This is a genomic window from Pseudoxanthomonas sp. X-1 (genome assembly GCF_020042665.1).
In the GTDB taxonomy this organism is placed as follows: Bacteria; Pseudomonadota; Gammaproteobacteria; order Xanthomonadales; family Xanthomonadaceae; genus Pseudoxanthomonas_A; species Pseudoxanthomonas_A spadix_A.
In genome coordinates this window covers 692707-711406 of record NZ_CP083376.1, presented here as the reverse complement: position 1 = coordinate 711406, position 18700 = coordinate 692707, and the positions used below count along the sequence as shown (strand labels likewise).

Genomic DNA, 18700 nt, shown 5'->3' with positions numbered 1-18700 from the left:
GAAGGCGGGTTCAGCGGTTGACGTCGACCAGGGTGCGGCCCTTGCGGCCGCCGCCCAGCATCTGTTGTGCGGTCGCGGGCACCGCATCGAGCGGAATCTCGCTGAGCGTGGACGCCAGCAGGTCGAGGTCCAGATCCGACGCCAGGCGCTGCCACGCTTGTTCGCGCAGGACGCGCGGGGCCTGGACCGAATCGATCCCTGCCAGGGTCACGCCGCGCAGGATGAAGGGCAGCACCGTGGACGGCAGCTCGCGCCCGCCGACGAAGCCGCAGGTGGTCACCACGCCGCGGTACGCGGTTTGCGCCAGCACGTTGGCCAGCGTCTGCCCGCCGACCGAATCGATCGCACCCGCCCAACGTTCGGCCGCCACCGGCGGGCCAGGCTGACTGAGCGTGTCGCGGGCGATGACGTCGGCGGCGCCGAGTTGCCTGAGGTAATCCGCTTCGGCCGGCTTGCCCGACGAGGCCACCACGCGATAGCCCAGCCCGGCCAGCAACGCGATGGCCACCGAGCCCACGCCGCCGGAGGCGCCGGTGACCAGGACCTCGCCACGCGCCGGGGTAAGCCCGGCCTGTTCGAGCGCCAGCACGCTGAGCATGGCGGTGAGGCCGGCCGTGCCGATGGCCATGGCGTTGCGGGGATCGAGCGCGGCTGGCAGCGCGATCAACCAGTCCGCCGGCACACGGGCACGCTGCGCGAAGCCGCCATGATGGGTCTGGCTCAGGCCCCAGCCGGTGGCGACGACCGAGTCACCGGCCTTGAAACGCGGGTCCCGCGAGGCCGTCACGGTGCCCGCGAAATCGATCCCCGGCACCAGCGGGAAGGACTGGATGATGTTGAACCCTGCCAGCGCGATCGCATCCTTGTAATTGAGGTTGGACCACGCGATCTCGACATCGACGTCGCCGTCGACGAGCACGTCGTCCTGCAGGGTTTCCAGCGACGTGGTGACCGCGCCCTCGTCTGAGAGCGAAGCAAGCAAGGCACGAAAGGACATCCGGCAGACGCCTGTGTTGTGAGCGACCGCCGGACTATAGGATTGCGTCGCGCGTTCCGTAAGAACGCACAAGTTTCCTCGTTACTATCAAGTTTGTACGTATCCCGACGCAGCGACCGAGGCTTCCATGCGCCCAAGACGACTCAACCCGAAAAGCGGCTGCCCCGTGGAACTGACGGTCTCGCTGATCAGCGGGATCTGGAAACCGATCCTGCTGTTCCACATCCTCACCAGGAAGCGCCGGTTCATGGAGCTCAGTCGCCTGATCCCCACGGCGACGCAACGCATGCTGACCCTGCAGCTGCGCGAACTGGAAGTCGACGGCCTGGTGATCCGGCATGTGTATCCGGAGGTGCCGCCGCGTGTCGAATATGAAGCCACCGCGCTGGCGCGCACCCTGGTGCCGCTGCTCTATGGCCTGCGTGAGTGGGGCGAGCGCTACCAGGTGGCGCAGGGAGAAAGTGAGGGCGACGGTGCGCGTTGCGAGGACGCCGCATCCCCGGGCCTGGCGGAAACCCAGCAGGCCTGACGATCTCGTCCACTCCGTGTGGCGCCGCGCCTTCGGATGCCGTGCCTCGTGAGCGGAAGCGGCGGGACGACCGCGGCGCGATCCGGTCAGCTCACGCCAGCAGCGGACAGCCGTCGGGCAGGTGCATGCGCAGGCGGCCCGGCACGCAGTCCACGCGGAAGTGGCGCGAGGTCTCCGGTTCGCCGTCCAGGTTGAGCGTGATCGGTTCGGCCACGTCGATCTCGACCCACGGCAGGCGTGCGCGTACGGCCGCCTGCTCCAGCGCGGCGCGCTTGCCGCCGGTGATCAGCGTGCCCAGCGTGGCGGCGAAGGTGCCGGTCAGCTCGGGAATGAGGGTCAGCTCCAGCAGGCCGTCGTCGACCAGCGCGTCCGGGCACAGCGCCTGGCCGCCGCCGGCCTGGCGGCCGTTGCCCAGCCCCAGCGCGATGAAGCTGCCCTCCCAGGCGAAACCGGGCCCGCGGAAGCGGGCCTGCATCGGCTCGACCCGGCCCAGCCGCGACAGGCCGGTGACCACGTAGGCCAGGCCACCGAGCACGCGCTTCATCGCCTCGTCGGTCTCCACCGTGACCTGGGTGCCGAAGCCGCCGGTGGCCATGTTGGCGCACCAGTGCGGGCCGTGGTCGGCGGTGACGCGCAGCAGGTCGATGGGCCGCGCCGGGGCCTCGGCGGCCAGCGCCAGCGCGGCCTGCGGCTCGAGCGGCAGCTCGGCGGCGGTGGCGAAGTCGTTGGCCGTGCCCAGCGGCAGCAGGGCCAGCGCGGGCAGCGCGTCGGCGCGCTCGTCGCGATGGGCCAGGGCGGTGGCGACCTCGCTGAGCGTGCCGTCGCCGCCGCCGGCGATCACCGTGTCCACGCCGTCGGCCATGGCCTCGGTGACGTAGCGTTCGGCATCGCCGCTTTCCCAGGTCACGCGCACGTCCAGCCGCACGCCGCGCTCGCGCGCCTGCGTCACCGCGGCGCGCACCGCGTCGTTGCCGGCGGCCTTGCCGTTGAGGATCAGACGCCAGCGCGGCTGCGACATGAGAAGGAGAACGGACGTGGGGTGGCGCAGGCTAGCAGTCGCCGCGGTCCCCGGCTGTCATGTTCCCGTCAGATACGGCGCGTAGCGTGGAAGGCCATAGCAGGGACGACGGAGGGAGGCAGGATCAGCCTCCAGTCTTCGCGGGAACCGCGCCGGGGCGACTCGACGCGGTTCTTTTTTTGCCTTCGTGGCAGCCGCCCTTGTGGCCTTTTGTGCCAATGGCGGCGATGGGGCCTTACCGGTGGAGCCTCATCGCCGCCATGGCGGCTCCCACCAAGCCAAACCAGAGCCGACCCGCCGGCCCCCGACTCAAGGCCGCAGGAACTTCAGGTCCGACGGCGCGGCCACTTCCACCGCCTGCAGCGTCTTGCCGAGCTTGCCGGTGCGCGGGTCGCGCGCCAGCACCACGATGCGGTTGGCGCCCTGCACGGCGATCAGCAGGAAGCGCCCGGACGGATCGATGGCGAACTCGCGCGCCTGCCGGCCCTCGGTGGCGCGTCGCTGGACCAGCGTCAGCCCGCCGTCGGCACCCACCGCGAACACGGCCAGGTGATCGTCGCCACCGCGGTTGATCGCATACAGGAAGCGCCCGTCCGCCGACAGGTGCAGCGCGCCGCCGCCGTTGCCGCCGGTGAAGCCGGGCGCGAACAGGTCCACCACCTCGCGCAGCCGCAGCGCCCCCCGCGCGTCGACGTCCAGCACCGCCACCTGCCCGGCCATTTCCAGGGTCAGGTAGGCGTGCCGGCCGCTGGCATCGAAGGCCAGGTGCCGCGGCCCGCTGCCCGGCGGCAGCGCCAGGAACGGCGTGGCCGCAGGCTGCAGCGGCCGTTCGGGATTGTCCTGCGGCGCATAGCGGTAGGCGTAGACGCGGTCGCCGCCCAGATCCGTGGCATAGGCCGTCCTGCCATCGGGCGAGAAGCCGACCCAGTGCACGTGCGCCGAACGCTGGCGTTCGGGATCCACGTGGCTGGCCTGGTAGGTAAGCAGCTGCGTGACCGGCTGCAGCCGACCCTGGGCGTCGATGGGCAGCACCGCCAGCGAACCGCCCGGATGCGTATCGACCGAGTAGTTGGCCACCAGCAGATAGCGTCCGTCCGGCGCCAGGCTGGCGTGGGTGGGATGGTCGCCGAGCGTGGAGACCTGGCCTTCCAGCGTCAGCCGATGCTGCGCATCCATAGCCAGCATCCCGGCGCGGCCGACGGTGTCGCGGGCACCCGGCCCGTTCTCGCTGACGGCGTAGACGCGCGCCTGGTCCGGCGCGAGCACCAGCCAGGACGGGTTGTCCAGGCGCAGCGTCTGCCAGGGCTGCGCATCCAGCCGGCCGTTGCCGGTGTCGAAGCGATAGGCATACAGCCCCGGCGAACCGCTGTCGGTATACGAGCCGACCAGCAGATCGACCGGGGCCGGCGCCGCCGCCGCGGCCAGCGGCAGTGCGGCGATGGTCAGCATCGTGGCCTTGATCAGATTGAACATGGTGCGTCCCTCAGCCGCGCGCGAAGTCGGCCAGCGCCTGGCCATCCAGGCGATAGACGGTCCACTCGTCCATCGCCCGCGCGCCCACGGCGCGGTAGAAGTCGATGGCCGGCTGGTTCCAGTCCAGCACCGACCATTCGAAGCGGGCGCAGTCCTTCTCCACCGCCAGCCGCGCCAGGTGGCGCAGCAGGGCCAGGCCGGCGCCCTGCCCGCGCGCCTGCGGCCGTACGAACAGGTCTTCCAGATAGATCCCGTTGCGCCCGGTCCAGGTGGAGTAGTTGAAGAAGTACACCGCGAAGCCCAGCGCCACGCCGTCCTGCTCGCAGAGCACGCAGTAGGCGGTCGCGCCCTCGTCGAACAGCGTGCGCCCCAGGTCGGCCTCGGTGGCCTTGACCGCGTGCGGCTCGCGCTCGTACTCGGCCAGCGCGCGGATCAGTTCCAGGATCAGCGGGATGTCCTCGCGCGTGGCGCTGCGGATGGTCAGGCTCACTTCGCCCCCGCCACGGCCGCGCGCATCTGCGCGATCACCTGCGCATAGTCCGGGGCGTTGAAGATCGCCGAGCCGGCGACGAAGGTATCGGCACCGGCGGCGGCGATCTGCGCGATGTTGTCCACCTTGACCCCGCCGTCGATCTCCAGATGGATCCTGCGGCCGCTGGCATCGATGCGCTCGCGCACCGCGCGCAGCTTGTCCAGCGCCGAGGGAATGAAGGCCTGACCGCCGAAGCCCGGGTTGACCGACATCAGCAGCACCAGGTCCACCTCGTCCAGCACCCAGTCCAGCACGTCCAGCGAGGTCGCCGGGTTGAGCACCACGCCGGCGGTGCAGCCGTGCGACTTGATCAGCTGGATCGTGCGGTGCACATGACGGCTGGCCTCCGGGTGGAAGCTGATGTGGCTGGCGCCGGCCTTGGCGAAGTCCGGCACGACGCGGTCCACCGGCTCGACCATCAGGTGCACGTCGATCGGCGCGGTCACCCCGTACTTGCGCAGCGCCTCGCACACCATCGGGCCGATGGTCAGGTTGGGCACGTAGTGGTTGTCCATCACGTCGAAATGGATCCAGTCGGCACCGGCGGCGAGCACGGCGTCGACCTCGGCGCCGAGCCGGGCGAAGTCGGCAGACAGGATGGACGGGGAAATGATGCAGTTGGACATGGCGGTCTGCCGGCAGAGGAAGGAGGTCAGGCGGCGCGCTTGCGGCGCAGCGTCTTGATGCGGTCGTAGGCCGCGTTGAGCTCACGCGCACGGGCCTCGGCGCGGGCGCGCAGCTCGGGCGCGGCGCCGGCCAGGCGGTCGGGGTGGTACTGGGAGATCAGGCGGCGGTAGGCCTGGTCGACTTCCGCGTCGCTGGCGTCGCGGGTCAGGTCGAAGGCGCGATAGGGGTTGTCCCGCGACAGCTGGAACCAGTCCCGGTCGAAGGCATGGCCCAGCAGCAGCCCCACCAGCGCGCCGAACACCGGATTGGGGCGGAACAGCAGCGCGCCGGCGATGCCGCCCAGCAGTTTTCCGTACCAGCGATTCATCGGGAGGCCGGGCCTGCGGTGGGGAGGGAAGCGGCATTTTACGGTAGGCGGCCCAGGGCCCGTCATCGATCCCCGGGTGGGCCGCGCCGTCCTTGCGCGTGCCCGGGGCAAGGAGCGGGAGAGAGCAGGCATCCGTCCACGACCGAGCAATGACGCAGTCCCCGGGTGCGCGCAAGGGCGGCCTTTCGGGTTGGCGCCGCAGGGCGGCGTCAACGCGGCCTGCCCGGGGATCGAGGATGGGCCCTTGGCACCTGTTGCTTTGCGCGCAGGCGCGTACACTACGCGGCCCGCCGCCGCCTTAACCGGCGCGCCGGCACACGCAGCGAGCGGGGTTTCGAGCGCCTTTCGCCTCACGCCAGGAGTGCTGTGTGCCCACCACGCTGTTGCAAGCCGATCTGCCCGGTCTGACCCTGCGCCATCGCGGCAAGGTCCGCGACGTCTTCGACATCCCACGCGAACGCCTGCCGGCCAACGCGGCGCCCGGCGACTACCTGCTGATCGTCGCCACCGACCGCCTCTCCGCCTTCGACGTGGTCCTGCCCGATCCGATCCCCGGCAAGGGCGAGATGCTGTGCCAGATCTCCAATTTCTGGTTCGACAAGACCGCCCACCTGATGCCCAACCACCTGACCGGCATCGAGGTCGCCGACGTCCTGCCCGACGGCGTGGACCCGGCGCTGTACGCGCGCCGCGCGGTGGTCACGCGCAAGCTCAAGCCGGTGCCGGTGGAGGCCATCGCCCGCGGCTATCTGATCGGCAGCGGCTGGAAGGACTACCAGCGCACCGGCAAGATCAGCGGCATCGAGCTGCCCGACGGCCTGCAGCAGGCGCAGAAGCTGCGCGAGCCGATCTTCACCCCCTCGACCAAGGCCGCGGTCGGCGACCACGACGAGAACATCGACTTCGACGCCATGGTCAAGACCGTCGGTGGCGACCTGGCCGAGCGCGTGCGCGATGCGACCCTGCGCATCTACAGTTTCGCGGCCGGATACGCCGCCTCGCGCGGCATCCTGCTGGCCGACACCAAGTTCGAGTTCGGCACCGACGCCGACGGCCGCCTGTACATCATGGACGAGATGCTGACCCCGGATTCCTCGCGCTACTGGCCGGCCGACGAGTACCAGGTCGGCCTCAGCCCGCCCAGCTACGACAAGCAGATCGTGCGCGACTACCTGGAGACGCTGGACTGGGGCAAGACCGCGCCCGGCCCGGTGCTGCCGCCGGAAGTGATCGAGCGCACCCGCGCCCGCTACGCCGAGGCCCTGCTCAAGCTGGCCGACATCCGCCTGGACTGAACCGGCTCGCGCACCCCGGGCGCAACGCGGGGTGCGTTTCACAAAACCTGGTCACGGGGGCCGGGTATCCTCCGGCGAGATAACGCGCCCGCACGGGCGCTTTGCCTGCGATCAGGAGGATCCATTGGTGTCCCTACGCCCTCTCGCGCCCGCCTTCGCGCTACTCCTGGCGCTCGCCGCCTGCAAGCCGCAGGCGCCCGCCGCGGCTGCGCCGGCCCCCGCTGCGGAGACCACGTCCGCCGCGGCCCCGGCCAAGTGCCCCGACGCGGACTTCGAACACTTCGTGCAGCGCTTCAGCGCGAACATCGCGGTCCAGGAAAAGGCCACGGCCGATCCGCTGACGATGATCCAGCTCGATCCGAACGCCCAGCCCGAGCCGGCGCCGGTGACGCGCCAGGTCCCGCTGGCCGAGGTCGAATGGCCGGTGATCCCGAACCTGGAGGCCGCCCGCAACGGCGGGCGCGAGGTCGTGGTCTCCGACGACGGCGATGGCCGCAAGGTCCTGGTGCGCACCCCGGACACCGGCGATCAGCAGGTCTACCACTTCGCCCAGCGCCCCTGCTGGGTCCTGGTGAAAGTGGACGACCAGTCGCCGTAAGTCGATGAATCGCGCCGACCGGCCATCGCAGCATGTCCGACGCCGCGGCCGCTGGCCAGCGGCGGTCCCGCTGGCGGCGGCCACCGCGGCATGCGCCCGCGCGGACGGGACGCGCCATGAAATCCACGCTGGGATCCCGGCCCATACGACCCACGTGACGCTCCTGCGCGGGGGCCCGGCCGGGACTGCGGTGATCTGCCCCACCAAGGAGGCGACATGATGCGCCACGCGTTCTCCATCCTGCCGACCTTCGGCCTGACCCTGGTGCTTGCGGCCTGCGATGGCAAGGCACCTTCCCCTGACCAGACCGCGACCACCACGCCGATGCCGACAGCGACCACCTCTCCCTCCCCTGCTTCGACCGAAGCGGCCGCACAAGGACAGAACGGCATGATCAAGGAATGTCCGGGCGCACGCCTGCACCTGACCGCACTGCCCGGTCAGGAAGGCGCGGCCCCCACCAGCACGCGCGTCGAGCTGGAACGCGACGGGCAGCGCCAGCCGCTGGTCGCGCCCCCCGAGATGGCCGACTACACCGCGGTGGGGCTGGGCTGCGCCGAGGACGGCAAGGGAGCGACCTACTTCGTCGTGCAGTACGGCGAACTGCCGTATGGCTGCGAATTCTGCGAGTGGTTCTTCCTTTACGACGGCCAGGGGCGGCTGCTGAATCACGCGACGCCGCCGCTGCGCGAGGAAGACGGCCAGCAGAGCCCGAACAACGACGAATACGGGCACAAGCTCGAGGAACTCGGGCTCAGGCATCCGGAGGTGGAGCCCTTCCCGTCCTGAGCCAGGAATGCCCATGCGCCGCGATCCGGCGACGCATGGCCAATGCAGTACGCAGTACATGGAGCAGTACCCCTCACAAGGAAGAATCCGTCTCATAGAAAGGAACGCACGACATGACCGACGACACGATCTACACCGACATGGTGCAGCCCCGCGGAGCGGGCTACCGCAGCGACAGGATCAAGCCCTGGAGCCATTACCGCGAACCCATCGACACCGGCGATGGCCGCCTGCACGGCGAGTCGCGCCGATGGGGCGATGCCAGCCCGCAGACCCAGTCCAGGGTGATCGACAACCTGATCGACGCCTCGCGCGAGGCCGGGCTGTCATCGCGGGAAACCGCCTACGTGCTGGCCATCGCCCGGGTCGAATCCGGCTTCAACCCCGACGCGGCGGCGGGCACGACCTCCGCTTCCGGCCTCGGCCAGTTCATCGACCGCACCGGCAGCCAGTACGGCGTTAACAACGGCAACCGCTTCGACGTACAGACCCAGTCGCGGGCGCTGGTCCAGCACTTCATCGACAATCGGGACCTGGCGCGCAGCCGCGGCCACGGCGAGGACTACATCTACAAGTACCACCACGACGGCCCCAGCAAGGACTATGGCGGCCTCGGCCTGTCCCGGCGCGAGGTGGCGCCCTACCTGGACCGGTACGAGCACTTCGTCGAACAGCGCCTGTCGCAGACCCAGACCCAGGGACACACGCCGACGCATACGACGCCCTCGCCCGCCTCCCACGCGCAAGGCCACAGCGGCTTCCAGCAGACGATGGAGCGCATGCTGCCGGGCCAGGGCGGTCAGGACCCCCACATCACGGGCAACTTCGGCGAGCATCGTGGCAAGGGGCCGCATGGTGGCACCGACTTCAACTACGAGGGCGGCCAGGCAGGACGCAACCTGCGGCACCCGACCGTCCATGCGCCGATCGACGGCACGGTGACCTTCTCCGGCGGCCAGTACGGCACGGTGAAGATCCGCGACGCGCAGGGCAACTCGCACGAGATCCTGCATCTGGATTCGCGTTCGGTCAGGGAAGGCCAGGTCGTGCGCGCCGGCGATCCGATCGGCACCATGGGCGGGCGCGGGCCAGAGGGCGCCAGCCAGTATGCCCAGCACGTGCATTACCAGATGCGCGATCCGCAGGGTCACCTGATCAGCCCGCAGACGTTCTGGGACCGCCACGCGCCGGCGCAGACCCCCTCAGCGCCGGCCTCGACCACGGCACCGCACCGTGGCGCCGGCGGCGAGGTGCTCCAGCACGGCGACCACGGCGCCCAGGTACGCGCCCTGCAGCAGCAGCTCAACACGCTGGGCATGGGGGACGAGCGCGGACGCCGGCTGGCGGAGGACGGCAAGTTCGGGGCGCATACGCAGGCGGCGGTGGAGCGGCTGCAGCGCGCGCACGGGATCGTGGTGGATGGCGAGGTCGGGCCGGACACGCGCCGGGCGCTGGCGCGCGGCGCGCAGGCCCTGGCCGCGCCCGGCGCGACGCCCGGGCTGGACCAGCCGACGCATCCGGACCACCGCCTGTACACCGCCATCCGCGCGCAGCTGCCGGCGCCCTACTCGAACGAGCTGGCCGCGTACGTCACCACGCAGGCCAAGCTGCAGGGCATCGATGCGCCGGAGAAGGTCGGCGGCGTGGCCGTGCAGGACGGCAAGGCCTTCGTGATGGGCACCACGCCGGGGTTCCGCGCCACGGTCGAGCTGGCGCAGCCGCCGAGCTTCGAGCACAGCAGCCAGCAGCTGCTGGCGCAGCAGCGCGCGGCGCAGATCGTCGAGCCGACGCCGGTGGTGGCGATGCAGCGGTGATGAGCTGAGGGTGTGGGAGGGTTGGTGAGGCAGCCTTCGGTTTGGGCCGCGCGTAGCTGAGGCAACCCCCTCCCAGCCTCCCCCTGCTGCGCAAGGGGAGGGGCCAAAGCGCCGCGCTTTCGTAAGAAGGCGCGGCGCTTCTGTTTGCATTCGCGTCGATTTCGCGGCGCAGCATGCCGCCCGCTGGGTGCGGCGCCGGGCGCCGGGCTATGCTGTCGGTCTTCCTGGGAGGGATCCGATGCAGCACGTCCACGCCGAACGCCCGATCGATCAGTGGTTCGCGAACTACTCGCAGGACCACCGCAATCTCACCAACCAGGCCATCCACGTCATCGCGGTGCCGGCGATCCTGTGGTCGGTGATCGCGCTGCTGTGGTGCATCCCGGTGCAGGCCAGCTGGTTCCGCGGCGGGGTGTGGGCGGGCCTGGCGATGTTCTGCGCGTGGATGTACTACAACCGGCTCTCGCGGCCGATCGGCTACGGCATGTTCGTGGTGTTCTTCACCATGGGCTGCGTGTGCCGGCTGATCAGCCAGCGCGCGGGCACCGAGGTGCTGCTGTGGAGCGCGGTGAGCGTGTTCGTGGTGGCGTGGATCGCGCAGTTCGTCGGCCACAAGATCGAGGGCCGCAAGCCCAGCTTCCTCACCGACCTGTCCTACCTGCTGATCGGCCCGATCTGGGTGCTGGCCAAGTTCTACCGGAAGATGGGCTGGCGCTACTGACCCAGCATCGCCGCGGTCGGCGCGAAGCCACGCGGCGCGTAGCCGAAGTCCCGCCGCGCGGGCGCGGCATCGAACACCAGGTCCTGGCGCATGCGCGCCACCGCGGCGGAATTCAACGACCGGGCCACGCCCAGCGCCTGCGCGGCGCGCACCGCCAGGGCGAACAGCGGCGGCGGCAGCTCCAGCAGGCGCGCCGGCGGTGACATCGCCGCCAACGTGCGCGCCACCATCTCGCGATAGGTCAGCGTCTCGCCGCCGGGCAGCGCATAGGCCTGGCCGTCGCTGGCCGGGGCGTCGCAGGCCGCCAGCGCCGCATCGGCCAGATCGTCCACGTGCACCGGCTGGCGCAGGCCGCCGGTGGCGCCGCGCGGCAGCGGAAAACAGCGCAGCTGCCGCGCCAGCGCCGCGATCCGGGTCAGCGAGGCGTCGCGGCCGGCGCCATAGACCAGCGTGGGCCGCAGCAGCGTGGCCTGCGCGCCGCGCGCGACAGCCGCGGCGAACACCGCGGCCTCGGCATCGCGCAGGCGTGCGGCCAGGTCGCGCTCATGCGCGTCGGAGGAGTCCTGCTTGGTCCCCAGGCTGGTCGAACCGAAGGCCACCACGCGCGGTGCGACCAGCGCGCTGCCGGCATACCAGCGCGCGAAGTGGTCCAGCGGCCCGGCGCTGAAGATCGCATCGACGCGGTCGGGCAGCGCCGGCATGGTCGCCAGGTCGCCGGCCAGCCACTGCACGCGCGCGCGCGCCGGCTGCCCGTGGCGGGAGACCGCCAGCACCGACCAGCCGCGCGCGACCAGCCGGGCCAGCAGCGCCTGGCCGATCTGGCCGCTGCCGCCCAGCACCAGGGCCACGCGGGAGGGGGAAGACGATACGGCAGCGGCGACAGGCGCGGTCATCCGCACAGGATAGGCCAGCACCGCGCGCTCGCGTTCCCGGGCGCACGCCCGCGACGCCGGATGACCGCGATGACCCGACGGTCAGCGGCCTGCTCACGTAGCCGCTGCTATCGTGACGGTCTGCTCGCGAATGGCTGCATTCCCCGCATGCACCCCCTCCTGATCCCCCTGCTCGCCCTGCCGTTCGTCATGGCGGCGATCGTGGCGGCGGCCCATCGCCTGCCGCGCACGGCGCTGGCGTGGCTGGCAGCGCTGGCGCCGCTCGGCGGCCTGGCGCTGCTGGCGGCGATGGCGCCGGCGATCCTCGATGGACAGGTGCTGGTCGACCGGCACGCGTGGCTGCCGCGCATCGGCCTCGAGTTCACGCTGCGCGTGGATGGCCTGGCCTGGATGTTCGCGCTGCTGGTGCTGGCCATCGGCGCGCTGGTGGTGATGTACGCGCGCTATTACCTGAGCGAGCGCGATTCGGTGCCGCGCTTCCTGGCCTTCCTGCTGCTGTTCATGGGCGCGATGCTGGGCGTGGTGGTGTCGGGCAACCTGCTGTTGCTGTGCGTGTTCTGGGAACTGACCAGCCTGACCTCGTTCCTGCTGATCGGCTTCTGGACCCAGCGCAAGGACGCGCGCGAGGGCGCGCGCATGGCGCTGGTGGTGACCGGCGGCGGCGGCCTGGCGCTGCTGGGCGGTGTGCTGCTGATCGGCCGCGTGGTCGGCAGTTTCGACCTGGAGGCGGTGCTGGACGCCGGCGACACGCTGCGCGCCAGCCCACTGTATCCGTGGGCACTGTTCCTGGTGCTGGGCGGCATCTTCACCAAGAGCGCGCAGTTCCCGTTCCACTTCTGGCTGCCGCAGGCCATGGCCGCGCCGACGCCGGTCTCGGCCTATCTGCATTCGGCCACGATGGTGAAGGCCGGCGTGTTCCTGCTGGCGCGCCTGCATCCGGCGCTGGCCGGGACCGACCTCTTTTTCTACACGGTCAGCACCCTTGGCGCGGTCACGCTGCTGCTGGGCGCGTGGTATGCCATCTTCCAGCACGATCTGAAGGGCCTGCTGGCGTATTCGACCATCTCGCACCTGGGCCTGATCACGATGCTGTTCGGGCTGTCCACGCCGATGGCGGTGGTCGCCGGCGTGTTCCACATCCTCAACCACGCGGTGTTCAAGGCCTCGCTGTTCATGGCCGCCGGGATCATCGACCACGAGACCGGCACGCGCGACATCCGCCGGCTGGGCGGGCTGCGCCGGCTGATGCCCTTCACCAGCACGCTGGCGATCGTGGCCTCGCTGTCGATGGCCGGCATCCCGCTGCTCAACGGTTTCCTGTCCAAGGAGATGTTCTTCGCCGCGGCGCTGGAGACCCCGGCGCCGCTGCCGATGCGCGTGTTCACCGGCATCGCCGCGCTGCTGGCCGGCGTGCTGGGCGTGGCCTACAGCCTGCGCTTCGTCTACGAGACCTTCTTCGGCCAGGGCCCGCGCGATCTGGAGGTCGTGCCGCACGAGCCGCCGCGCTGGATGAAGATCCCGATCGAGGTGCTGGTGGTGCTGTGCGTGGCGGTGGGCGTGTTCCCGGCGTTGACCGTGGCCGGCGTGCTGCACGCCGGTGTCTTCGCGATCCTGGGCGCGGCCACGCCCGACTACAGCCTGGCCGTATGGCACGGCCTGAACTGGCCGCTGGCGATGAGCCTGGCCGGGGTGATCGGCGGCGTGGCGCTGTACCTGGGCCTGGCGCGGCTGCTGGACCTGCATGCGGTGGTGACCCGCGCGACCGGGCGCGACCTGTTCAAGCAGCATCTGGAACTGCTGTTCATCGCCGGCCACCGCATCACCACGCGCCTGGCCAACAACAGCCTGCAGCGCAGCCTGCTGATGCTGGTGCTGGTGGCCATCGCCGCGGCGGCGGCGCCGCTGTGGAACGACGGCCTGGCCCTGTCGCTGGTCGGGGTGCAGCCGCTGCCGCTGCTGGGCGCGATGGTGTGGGTGGTGATGATCGCCGCGGCGCTGGGCGCGGTCTGGCTGCATCGCCAGCGCCTGCTGGCGGTGATCGTGCTGGGCGCCAGCGGGCTGATGATCAGCCTGGTCTTCGTGCTGCTGTCCGCGCCGGACCTGGCCCTGACCCAGCTGCTGGTGGAAATGGTGACCCTGGTGCTGATGATGCTGGCGCTGAACTACCTGCCCGAAACCAGCCCGCCCGAACCCGCACGGTGGCGCAAGTGGCGCGATGCGCTGGTCGCCTGCGTGGCCGGCGTCGGCCTGGCTGTGCTGGCCTACGCGATGATGACCCGACCCGCGGACACCGTCGCCGGCGACCTGCTGGCGCGCGCCCTGCCCGAAGGCTACGGCCGCAACGTGGTCAACGTGACGCTGGTGGACTTCCGTGGCTTCGACACCTTCGGCGAGATCACCGTGTTCGCCATCGCCGCGCTGGTGGTGCATGCCTGCCTGCGGCGGGCGCGCATGGCGCCCGAGCGCCTGGTCGGCGGCGATCCGGTGCAGCTGCCGGTGCCGGCCGACCTGACCCAGATCCTGTTCCCGCTGACGCTGACCGTGTCGATCTTCCTGTTCCTGCGCGGCCACAACGCACCGGGCGGCGGCTTCATCGCCGGGCTGGTGCTGGCCGTGCCGCTGCTGATGCAGTACGTCATCCAGGGCGCGGCCTCGGTCGAATCGCGTTTCGGCTTCGACTACATCCGCCTGATCGGCATCGGCCTGGTGCTGGCGGTGCTCAGCGGGCTGGCTTCGCTGTTGTTCGGTGTGCCCTTCCTCACCAGCGGCCACCTGGAGCCGGACCTGCCGCTGATCGGGCAGGTGCCGCTGGCCAGCGCGCTGGGCTTCGACACCGGCGTCTACCTGGTGGTGTTCGGCGGGGCGATGCTGATGCTGTCGATGCTGGGCACGATCCGCGGCTCCACCCGCCGCCAGGCCCAGCGCAAGCCGCTGGACCCGGACCGCCGCTCGCCCAGCACCGGAGGCCGCGCCTGATGGAACTCGCCCTGGCCAGCGCCATCGGCATCCTCGCCGCGGCCGGCATCTGGCTGATGCTGCGCGCGCGCACCTTCGACGTGATCCTGGGCCTGACCCTGCTGTCCTACGCCACCAACCTGCTGATCTTCGCCGGCGGGCGGCTGCGGCCGGGCCAGCCGCCGGTGCTGGTGGACGGCCAGCCGGCCGACCTGGCGCACTACGCCGATCCGCTGCCGCAGGCGCTGGTGCTGACCGCGATCGTGATCGCCTTCGCCATGACCGCGGTCAGCCTGGTGCTGGCCATGCGCAGCCGTGCCGACAACCACAGCGACCATGTCGATGCGCACGACGCCGCGCCCGAACCGCCGGCCCCGCCGCCGCGGGAGACGCGCCCGTGAGCCACCTGCCGCTGTGGCCGATCGTGCTGCCGCTGCTGGGCGCGGCGCTGGCGCTGTTCCTGGAGCACCGCCGCTTCGGCTGGACGGCGCGGCGCTGGGCGGCCTGGGCGCTGATGGCGCTGCAGGGCGTGGCGGTGGCCGCGGTGGTGGCGCGCGTGGCCGATGGCCGGGTCGAGGCCTACCTGCTGGGCGACTGGCCGGCGCGGCTGGGCATCGCGCTGATGGCCGACCGCCTGTCGGGGTGGATGCTGGCGGTGACCTGGCTGCTGGGCGCGGCCTGCCTGCTGCACGCCTGCGCTGGCTGGGACCGGCGCGCACCGCATTTCCATGCCTTCTTCCAGCTGCAGCTGATGGGGCTCAACGGCGCCTTCCTCACCGGCGATGTGTTCAACCTGTTCGTGTTCTTCGAGGTGCTGCTGAGCGCCAGCTACGGCCTGCTGGCCAGCGGCGGGCGCGGGCTGCGCCTGCGCGGGGCGTTCCACTACGTGGCCTTCAACATCGCCGCCTCGGCGGTGTTCCTGATCGCGCTGGGGCTGATCTACGGGCTGCTGGGCTCGCTCAACATGGCCGAGCTCTCCGCCCGCATCGGCCAGGTGCCGCCGGCGCAGGCCGGGCTGGTCAAGGCCGCCTTCGGCCTGCTGCTGGTGGTGTTCTGCGCCAAGGCCGCGCTGTTGCCGCTGTACCTGTGGCTACCGGAGACCTATGCGCGCGCGCCGGCGGCGGTGGCGGCGCTGTTCGCGGTGATGACCAAGGTCGGCCTGTATGCGGTGCTGCGGGTCAGCACCCTGCTGCTGGGCGCGCAGGCCGGGTTGCTGGCCGGCTTCGCCCGCCCCGCGCTGCTGTGGCTGGGCGCCGGCACGCTGGTGGTGGCCGCGCTGGGCGTGCTGGGGTCGGCTCGGCTGCGGCTGATGGTCGGCTATCTGGTGATCTGGTCGGCGGCCACGCTGTTCGTGGCCTTCGCCCTGGGCCAGGCGCAGACCATCGGGGCCGGGCTGTACTACCTGGCGCACAGCACCTTCGTGGCCGCCGCGCTGTTCCTGATCGCCGACCTGATCCGCCGCCGTCGCGGCGCGGCCGGCGACGACAAGGCGGTCGTCGCACCGCTTCCCGGGCGCGCGGTGCCGGGCACGCTGTTCCTGATCGCCGCGGTCTCGGCCGCGGGCCTGCCGCCGCTGTCCGGCTTTCTGGCCAAGGCCGCGCTGCTCTCGGCCGTGCCGCCGGCGCAGACGCCGCTGGTGTGGTCCGTCGTGCTGCTCTCCAGCCTGCTGGTGATCATCGGCCTCAGCCGTGCCGGCGTGCGCCTGTTCTGGCGCCTGCCCGCGCAGGTGGAACAGGCCGAATGCGAGCAGCCGGTGCCCGCCCGCGCGCGGCCGCAGGAGACCTGGGCCACGGTGCTGCTGCTGGCCTACGGCGTGGCGATGACGGCCTTCGCCGCGCCGCTGATGCGCTACACCGACGCGGCCGGGGCGCAGATGCTGGATGCGGCCGGCTACACCGGCGAACTGCGCGCGGCGCCGTCCGTGCTGAGGGCGCCGTGATGGGCGCGCGCCTGCTGCGCCGGCTCACGCCGTCCTGGCCGCTGAGCCTGTGCGTGATCGCGTTCTGGCTGCTGATGACCGACAGCTACAGCGCGGCCCAGTTCGCGCTGGCCCTGCTGCTGGGCTGGCTGATCCCGCGCTTCGCCGCGCGCTTGGACCGCGAATACGCGCGCATCGGGTCGCTGCGGCCGGTGCCGCGCATGCTGTGCGTGGTGGCCTGGGACATCCTGCGCTCCAACGTGATCGTCGCCCTGCAGGTGCTCGGCCCCGAGCGCCGGCTGCACCCGGGCTTCATCTGGATCCCGCTGGACATCCAGAACCTGCACGGCATTGCCGCGCTGACCAGCATGATCACCCTGACCCCCGGCACGGTCTCTGCCGCGCTGACCGACGATCGCCGCTACCTGCTCGTCCACATGCTGGACATGCGCGGTGCGCAGGAGGCGATCGACAACATCAAGAGCCGCTACGAAAAACCGCTGATGGAGATCTTTCCATGACCGCACATCTGTTCTTCGAGCACACCATCGTGGCCTGCCTGGCGGCCATCGGCGTGGCCGCGCTGCTGTGCCTGTGGCGGCTGCTGCGCGGGCCCACCGTAGCCGACCGCATTCTGGCTCTGGACACGCTGTCGGTGACCTTCATCGCCGCGCTGATGCTGCTGGGCATGCACCTGGACAGCCCGGTGTACTTCGAGGCGGCGCTGGTGGTGGCGATGCTGGGCTTCAGCAGCACGGTGGTGCTGTGCAAGTTCGTGCTGCGCCGGGACGTGGTCGAATGATCGACCTCTTCCGCATACTGCTGGCGCTGGTGCTGATCGCCGGCACGGCCTTCATCCTGCTCGGCGCGCTGGGCCTGGTGCGGCTGTCGGACTTCTTCCGCCGCGTGCATGCGCCGACGCTGGGCAGCACGCTGGGCGTGGGCTGCGTGCTGATCGCCTCGGTCGGCTATCACCTGGTGCTGGGCCAGGACCCGCAGCCACGCGAACTGCTGATCACCGCCTTCCTGTTCATCACCTCGCCGATCAGCGCGCACCTGATGAGCAAGGCCGCGCTGTCGCTGATGACGCAGGCGCGGCCGGTGCCGCCGCAGGACACCCGGATCTCGCCGCAGGTCACCAGGCAGCCGGCGCCGCAGGCCGACGAGGACGAAGGACCGCGCTGATCAGCGCAGCCAGGCCAGTTCCAGCGCGACCCAGGCGCAGAAGGCCAACAGCAGTACCGCCGCCTCGCCGCGGCTGACGCGCGCGTCGCCACGCAGCATCGGCACCAGCACGATGGCCAGGACGATGGCCGCAGGCAGTTCCAGCTTCACGAACGAGGCCGGCAGGGCCAGCGGCGAGACGAGCGCCATGCCGCCCAGCACCAGCAGCAGGTTGCACACGCTGGAGCCGATCACATGGCCCAGCACCATGTCGCCCTGCCCGCGGCGCGCGGCGGCGATGGCCGCGACGATCTCCGGCAGCGCCGTGCCGATCGCCACCGGCAGCAGGCCGGCCATCAGCGGGGTCAGGCCCAGCGCCGGGGCCAGGGTGTCCATCGACACCACCACATCGCGCGCGCCGTAGCCCAGCAGCACCACGCCGATCAGCAGCCGCAGCAGGTTGAGCCAGGTCACGGTGCGGGTGGCGGCGTAGGCCTCCACCGGCGCACGGACCTCGGGCGCCTCGCCGCGCCCGCGTACGACCACCTTCACCGCGACCAGCAGGAAGCCGAGCAGCAGCAGGCCGCCCTCGAGCCGGTTCAGGCGCCCGTCCAGGCCGAACACCATCACCAGCAGCGAGGCGACCACCAGCACCCACAGCAGCGGCGTGAGCAGGCGCAGGCGTACCTGCACGCTGGCCAGCAGCGCGGCCAGCGGCAGGGTCAGGCCCAGGTTGACCAGGTTGCTGCCGACCGCGTTGCCCAGCGCCAGCGACGGCGTGCCGCGCAGCAGCGCCGCGCCGTTGACGAACAGCTCCGGCAGCGAGGTGCCGAAGGCCAGCAGCAGCAGCCCCGCGGTGAACGGCGACAGCCCGGCCCGCTGCGCGATGCCCGACACGCCCTTGACCAGCGTGTCGCCGCCCAGCGCCAGCAGCACCAGGCCCAGCACGAACAAACCCCAGCCCTCGACCATCGCACCGCCCCGCTCGGATGAGTGAGGGGATTCTAGGG

20 protein-coding genes are annotated in these 18700 nt (G+C 71.1%); 12 read left to right on the top strand and 8 right to left on the bottom strand.

Features of this window, described 5'->3' with window-relative positions; all coding sequences use genetic code 11:
• Positions 1-10 precede the first annotated feature (10 nt).
• Positions 11-1069, bottom strand: a complete 1059-nt coding sequence (locus LAJ50_RS03230) for an MDR family oxidoreductase (protein ID WP_305015714.1) — start codon at positions 1067-1069, stop codon at positions 11-13.
• Between the two features lie 55 nt (positions 1070-1124).
• Between LAJ50_RS03230 and LAJ50_RS03225 the strand changes: the two genes are divergently transcribed.
• Positions 1125-1526 carry a helix-turn-helix domain-containing protein gene (locus tag LAJ50_RS03225; RefSeq protein WP_130550512.1) on the top strand — a complete coding sequence of 134 codons (402 nt, stop codon included), beginning with the start codon at positions 1125-1127 and terminating at the stop codon, positions 1524-1526.
• 91 nt (positions 1527-1617) lie between these two features.
• Here LAJ50_RS03225 and yegS read toward each other — a convergent pair whose 3' ends face one another.
• The 5 genes from yegS to LAJ50_RS03200 all read right to left on the bottom strand — a co-directional run bounded on the left by yegS (position 1618) and on the right by LAJ50_RS03200 (position 5543).
• On the bottom strand, positions 1618-2544 hold the full coding sequence (yegS, locus tag LAJ50_RS03220; protein ID WP_130550511.1) for a lipid kinase YegS: 927 nt from the start codon (positions 2542-2544) through the stop codon (positions 1618-1620).
• A gap of 309 nt (positions 2545-2853) precedes the next feature.
• Positions 2854-4017: a lactonase family protein gene (locus LAJ50_RS03215; RefSeq protein WP_138651658.1), complete on the bottom strand. Its 1164-nt coding sequence runs from the start codon at positions 4015-4017 to the stop codon at positions 2854-2856.
• A gap of 10 nt (positions 4018-4027) precedes the next feature.
• Positions 4028-4507, bottom strand: a complete 480-nt coding sequence (locus LAJ50_RS03210) for a GNAT family N-acetyltransferase (RefSeq protein ID WP_138651659.1) — start codon at positions 4505-4507, stop codon at positions 4028-4030.
• Positions 4504-5175 carry a ribulose-phosphate 3-epimerase gene (gene rpe, locus LAJ50_RS03205; RefSeq protein ID WP_138651661.1) on the bottom strand — a complete coding sequence of 224 codons (672 nt, stop codon included), beginning with the start codon at positions 5173-5175 and terminating at the stop codon, positions 4504-4506. Before rpe ends, LAJ50_RS03210 begins: the two co-directional genes overlap by 4 nt.
• Positions 5176-5201: 26 nt before the next feature.
• A complete protein-coding gene (locus tag LAJ50_RS03200; RefSeq protein ID WP_130516420.1) occupies positions 5202-5543 on the bottom strand; it encodes a J domain-containing protein in 342 nt (113 codons plus the stop codon).
• A gap of 368 nt (positions 5544-5911) precedes the next feature.
• Between LAJ50_RS03200 and LAJ50_RS03195 the strand changes: the two genes are divergently transcribed.
• The 5 genes from LAJ50_RS03195 to LAJ50_RS03175 all read left to right on the top strand — a co-directional run bounded on the left by LAJ50_RS03195 (position 5912) and on the right by LAJ50_RS03175 (position 10760).
• On the top strand, positions 5912-6838 hold the full coding sequence (locus LAJ50_RS03195; RefSeq protein ID WP_130550507.1) for a phosphoribosylaminoimidazolesuccinocarboxamide synthase: 927 nt from the start codon (positions 5912-5914) through the stop codon (positions 6836-6838).
• A gap of 127 nt (positions 6839-6965) precedes the next feature.
• A complete protein-coding gene (locus LAJ50_RS03190) occupies positions 6966-7436 on the top strand; it encodes a hypothetical protein (protein WP_224096450.1) in 471 nt (156 codons plus the stop codon).
• A 219-nt stretch (positions 7437-7655) separates the two neighbouring features.
• Complete coding sequence (locus LAJ50_RS03185; RefSeq protein ID WP_224096449.1) at positions 7656-8225, top strand: hypothetical protein; 570 nt, start codon at positions 7656-7658, stop codon at positions 8223-8225.
• A gap of 113 nt (positions 8226-8338) precedes the next feature.
• Positions 8339-10039, top strand: coding sequence for a peptidoglycan-binding protein (locus LAJ50_RS03180; RefSeq protein ID WP_138651663.1), 1701 nt, complete (start codon positions 8339-8341; stop codon positions 10037-10039).
• A gap of 238 nt (positions 10040-10277) precedes the next feature.
• A complete protein-coding gene (locus tag LAJ50_RS03175) occupies positions 10278-10760 on the top strand; it encodes an Mpo1-like protein (RefSeq protein ID WP_130550504.1) in 483 nt (160 codons plus the stop codon).
• On the opposite strand, the gene LAJ50_RS03170 is transcribed toward LAJ50_RS03175, so the two are convergent.
• Positions 10754-11653, bottom strand: a complete 900-nt coding sequence (locus tag LAJ50_RS03170) for an SDR family oxidoreductase (RefSeq protein ID WP_138651824.1) — start codon at positions 11651-11653, stop codon at positions 10754-10756. The two genes, LAJ50_RS03175 and LAJ50_RS03170, sit on opposite strands and share 7 nt — an antisense overlap.
• Positions 11654-11800: 147 nt before the next feature.
• Here LAJ50_RS03170 and LAJ50_RS03165 point away from each other — a divergent pair, with 147 nt between their 5' ends.
• From LAJ50_RS03165 to LAJ50_RS03140, 6 genes are read left to right on the top strand one after another with little or no spacing between them, the layout of a single operon-like run.
• A complete protein-coding gene (locus LAJ50_RS03165; protein WP_138651665.1) occupies positions 11801-14629 on the top strand; it encodes a monovalent cation/H+ antiporter subunit A in 2829 nt (942 codons plus the stop codon).
• Positions 14629-15009 (top strand): Na+/H+ antiporter subunit C, encoded by a 381-nt coding sequence (locus tag LAJ50_RS03160; RefSeq protein WP_138651666.1) that lies wholly within the window; start codon positions 14629-14631, stop codon positions 15007-15009. Before LAJ50_RS03165 ends, LAJ50_RS03160 begins: the two co-directional genes overlap by 1 nt.
• Positions 15006-16547: a monovalent cation/H+ antiporter subunit D gene (locus LAJ50_RS03155; protein WP_138651668.1), complete on the top strand. Its 1542-nt coding sequence runs from the start codon at positions 15006-15008 to the stop codon at positions 16545-16547. The genes LAJ50_RS03160 and LAJ50_RS03155 overlap by 4 nt, the downstream gene beginning before the upstream one ends.
• Positions 16547-17047: a Na+/H+ antiporter subunit E gene (locus tag LAJ50_RS03150; RefSeq protein WP_138651669.1), complete on the top strand. Its 501-nt coding sequence runs from the start codon at positions 16547-16549 to the stop codon at positions 17045-17047. The genes LAJ50_RS03155 and LAJ50_RS03150 overlap by 1 nt, the downstream gene beginning before the upstream one ends.
• Positions 17044-17328, top strand: coding sequence for a K+/H+ antiporter subunit F (locus tag LAJ50_RS03145; RefSeq protein ID WP_130550498.1), 285 nt, complete (start codon positions 17044-17046; stop codon positions 17326-17328). The genes LAJ50_RS03150 and LAJ50_RS03145 overlap by 4 nt, the downstream gene beginning before the upstream one ends.
• Positions 17325-17711: a Na+/H+ antiporter subunit G gene (locus LAJ50_RS03140; RefSeq protein WP_138651671.1), complete on the top strand. Its 387-nt coding sequence runs from the start codon at positions 17325-17327 to the stop codon at positions 17709-17711. The genes LAJ50_RS03145 and LAJ50_RS03140 overlap by 4 nt, the downstream gene beginning before the upstream one ends.
• On the opposite strand, the gene LAJ50_RS03135 is transcribed toward LAJ50_RS03140, so the two are convergent.
• A complete protein-coding gene (locus tag LAJ50_RS03135) occupies positions 17712-18662 on the bottom strand; it encodes a sodium:calcium antiporter (RefSeq protein WP_138651673.1) in 951 nt (316 codons plus the stop codon).
• Between the last annotated feature and the right edge of the window lie 38 nt (positions 18663-18700).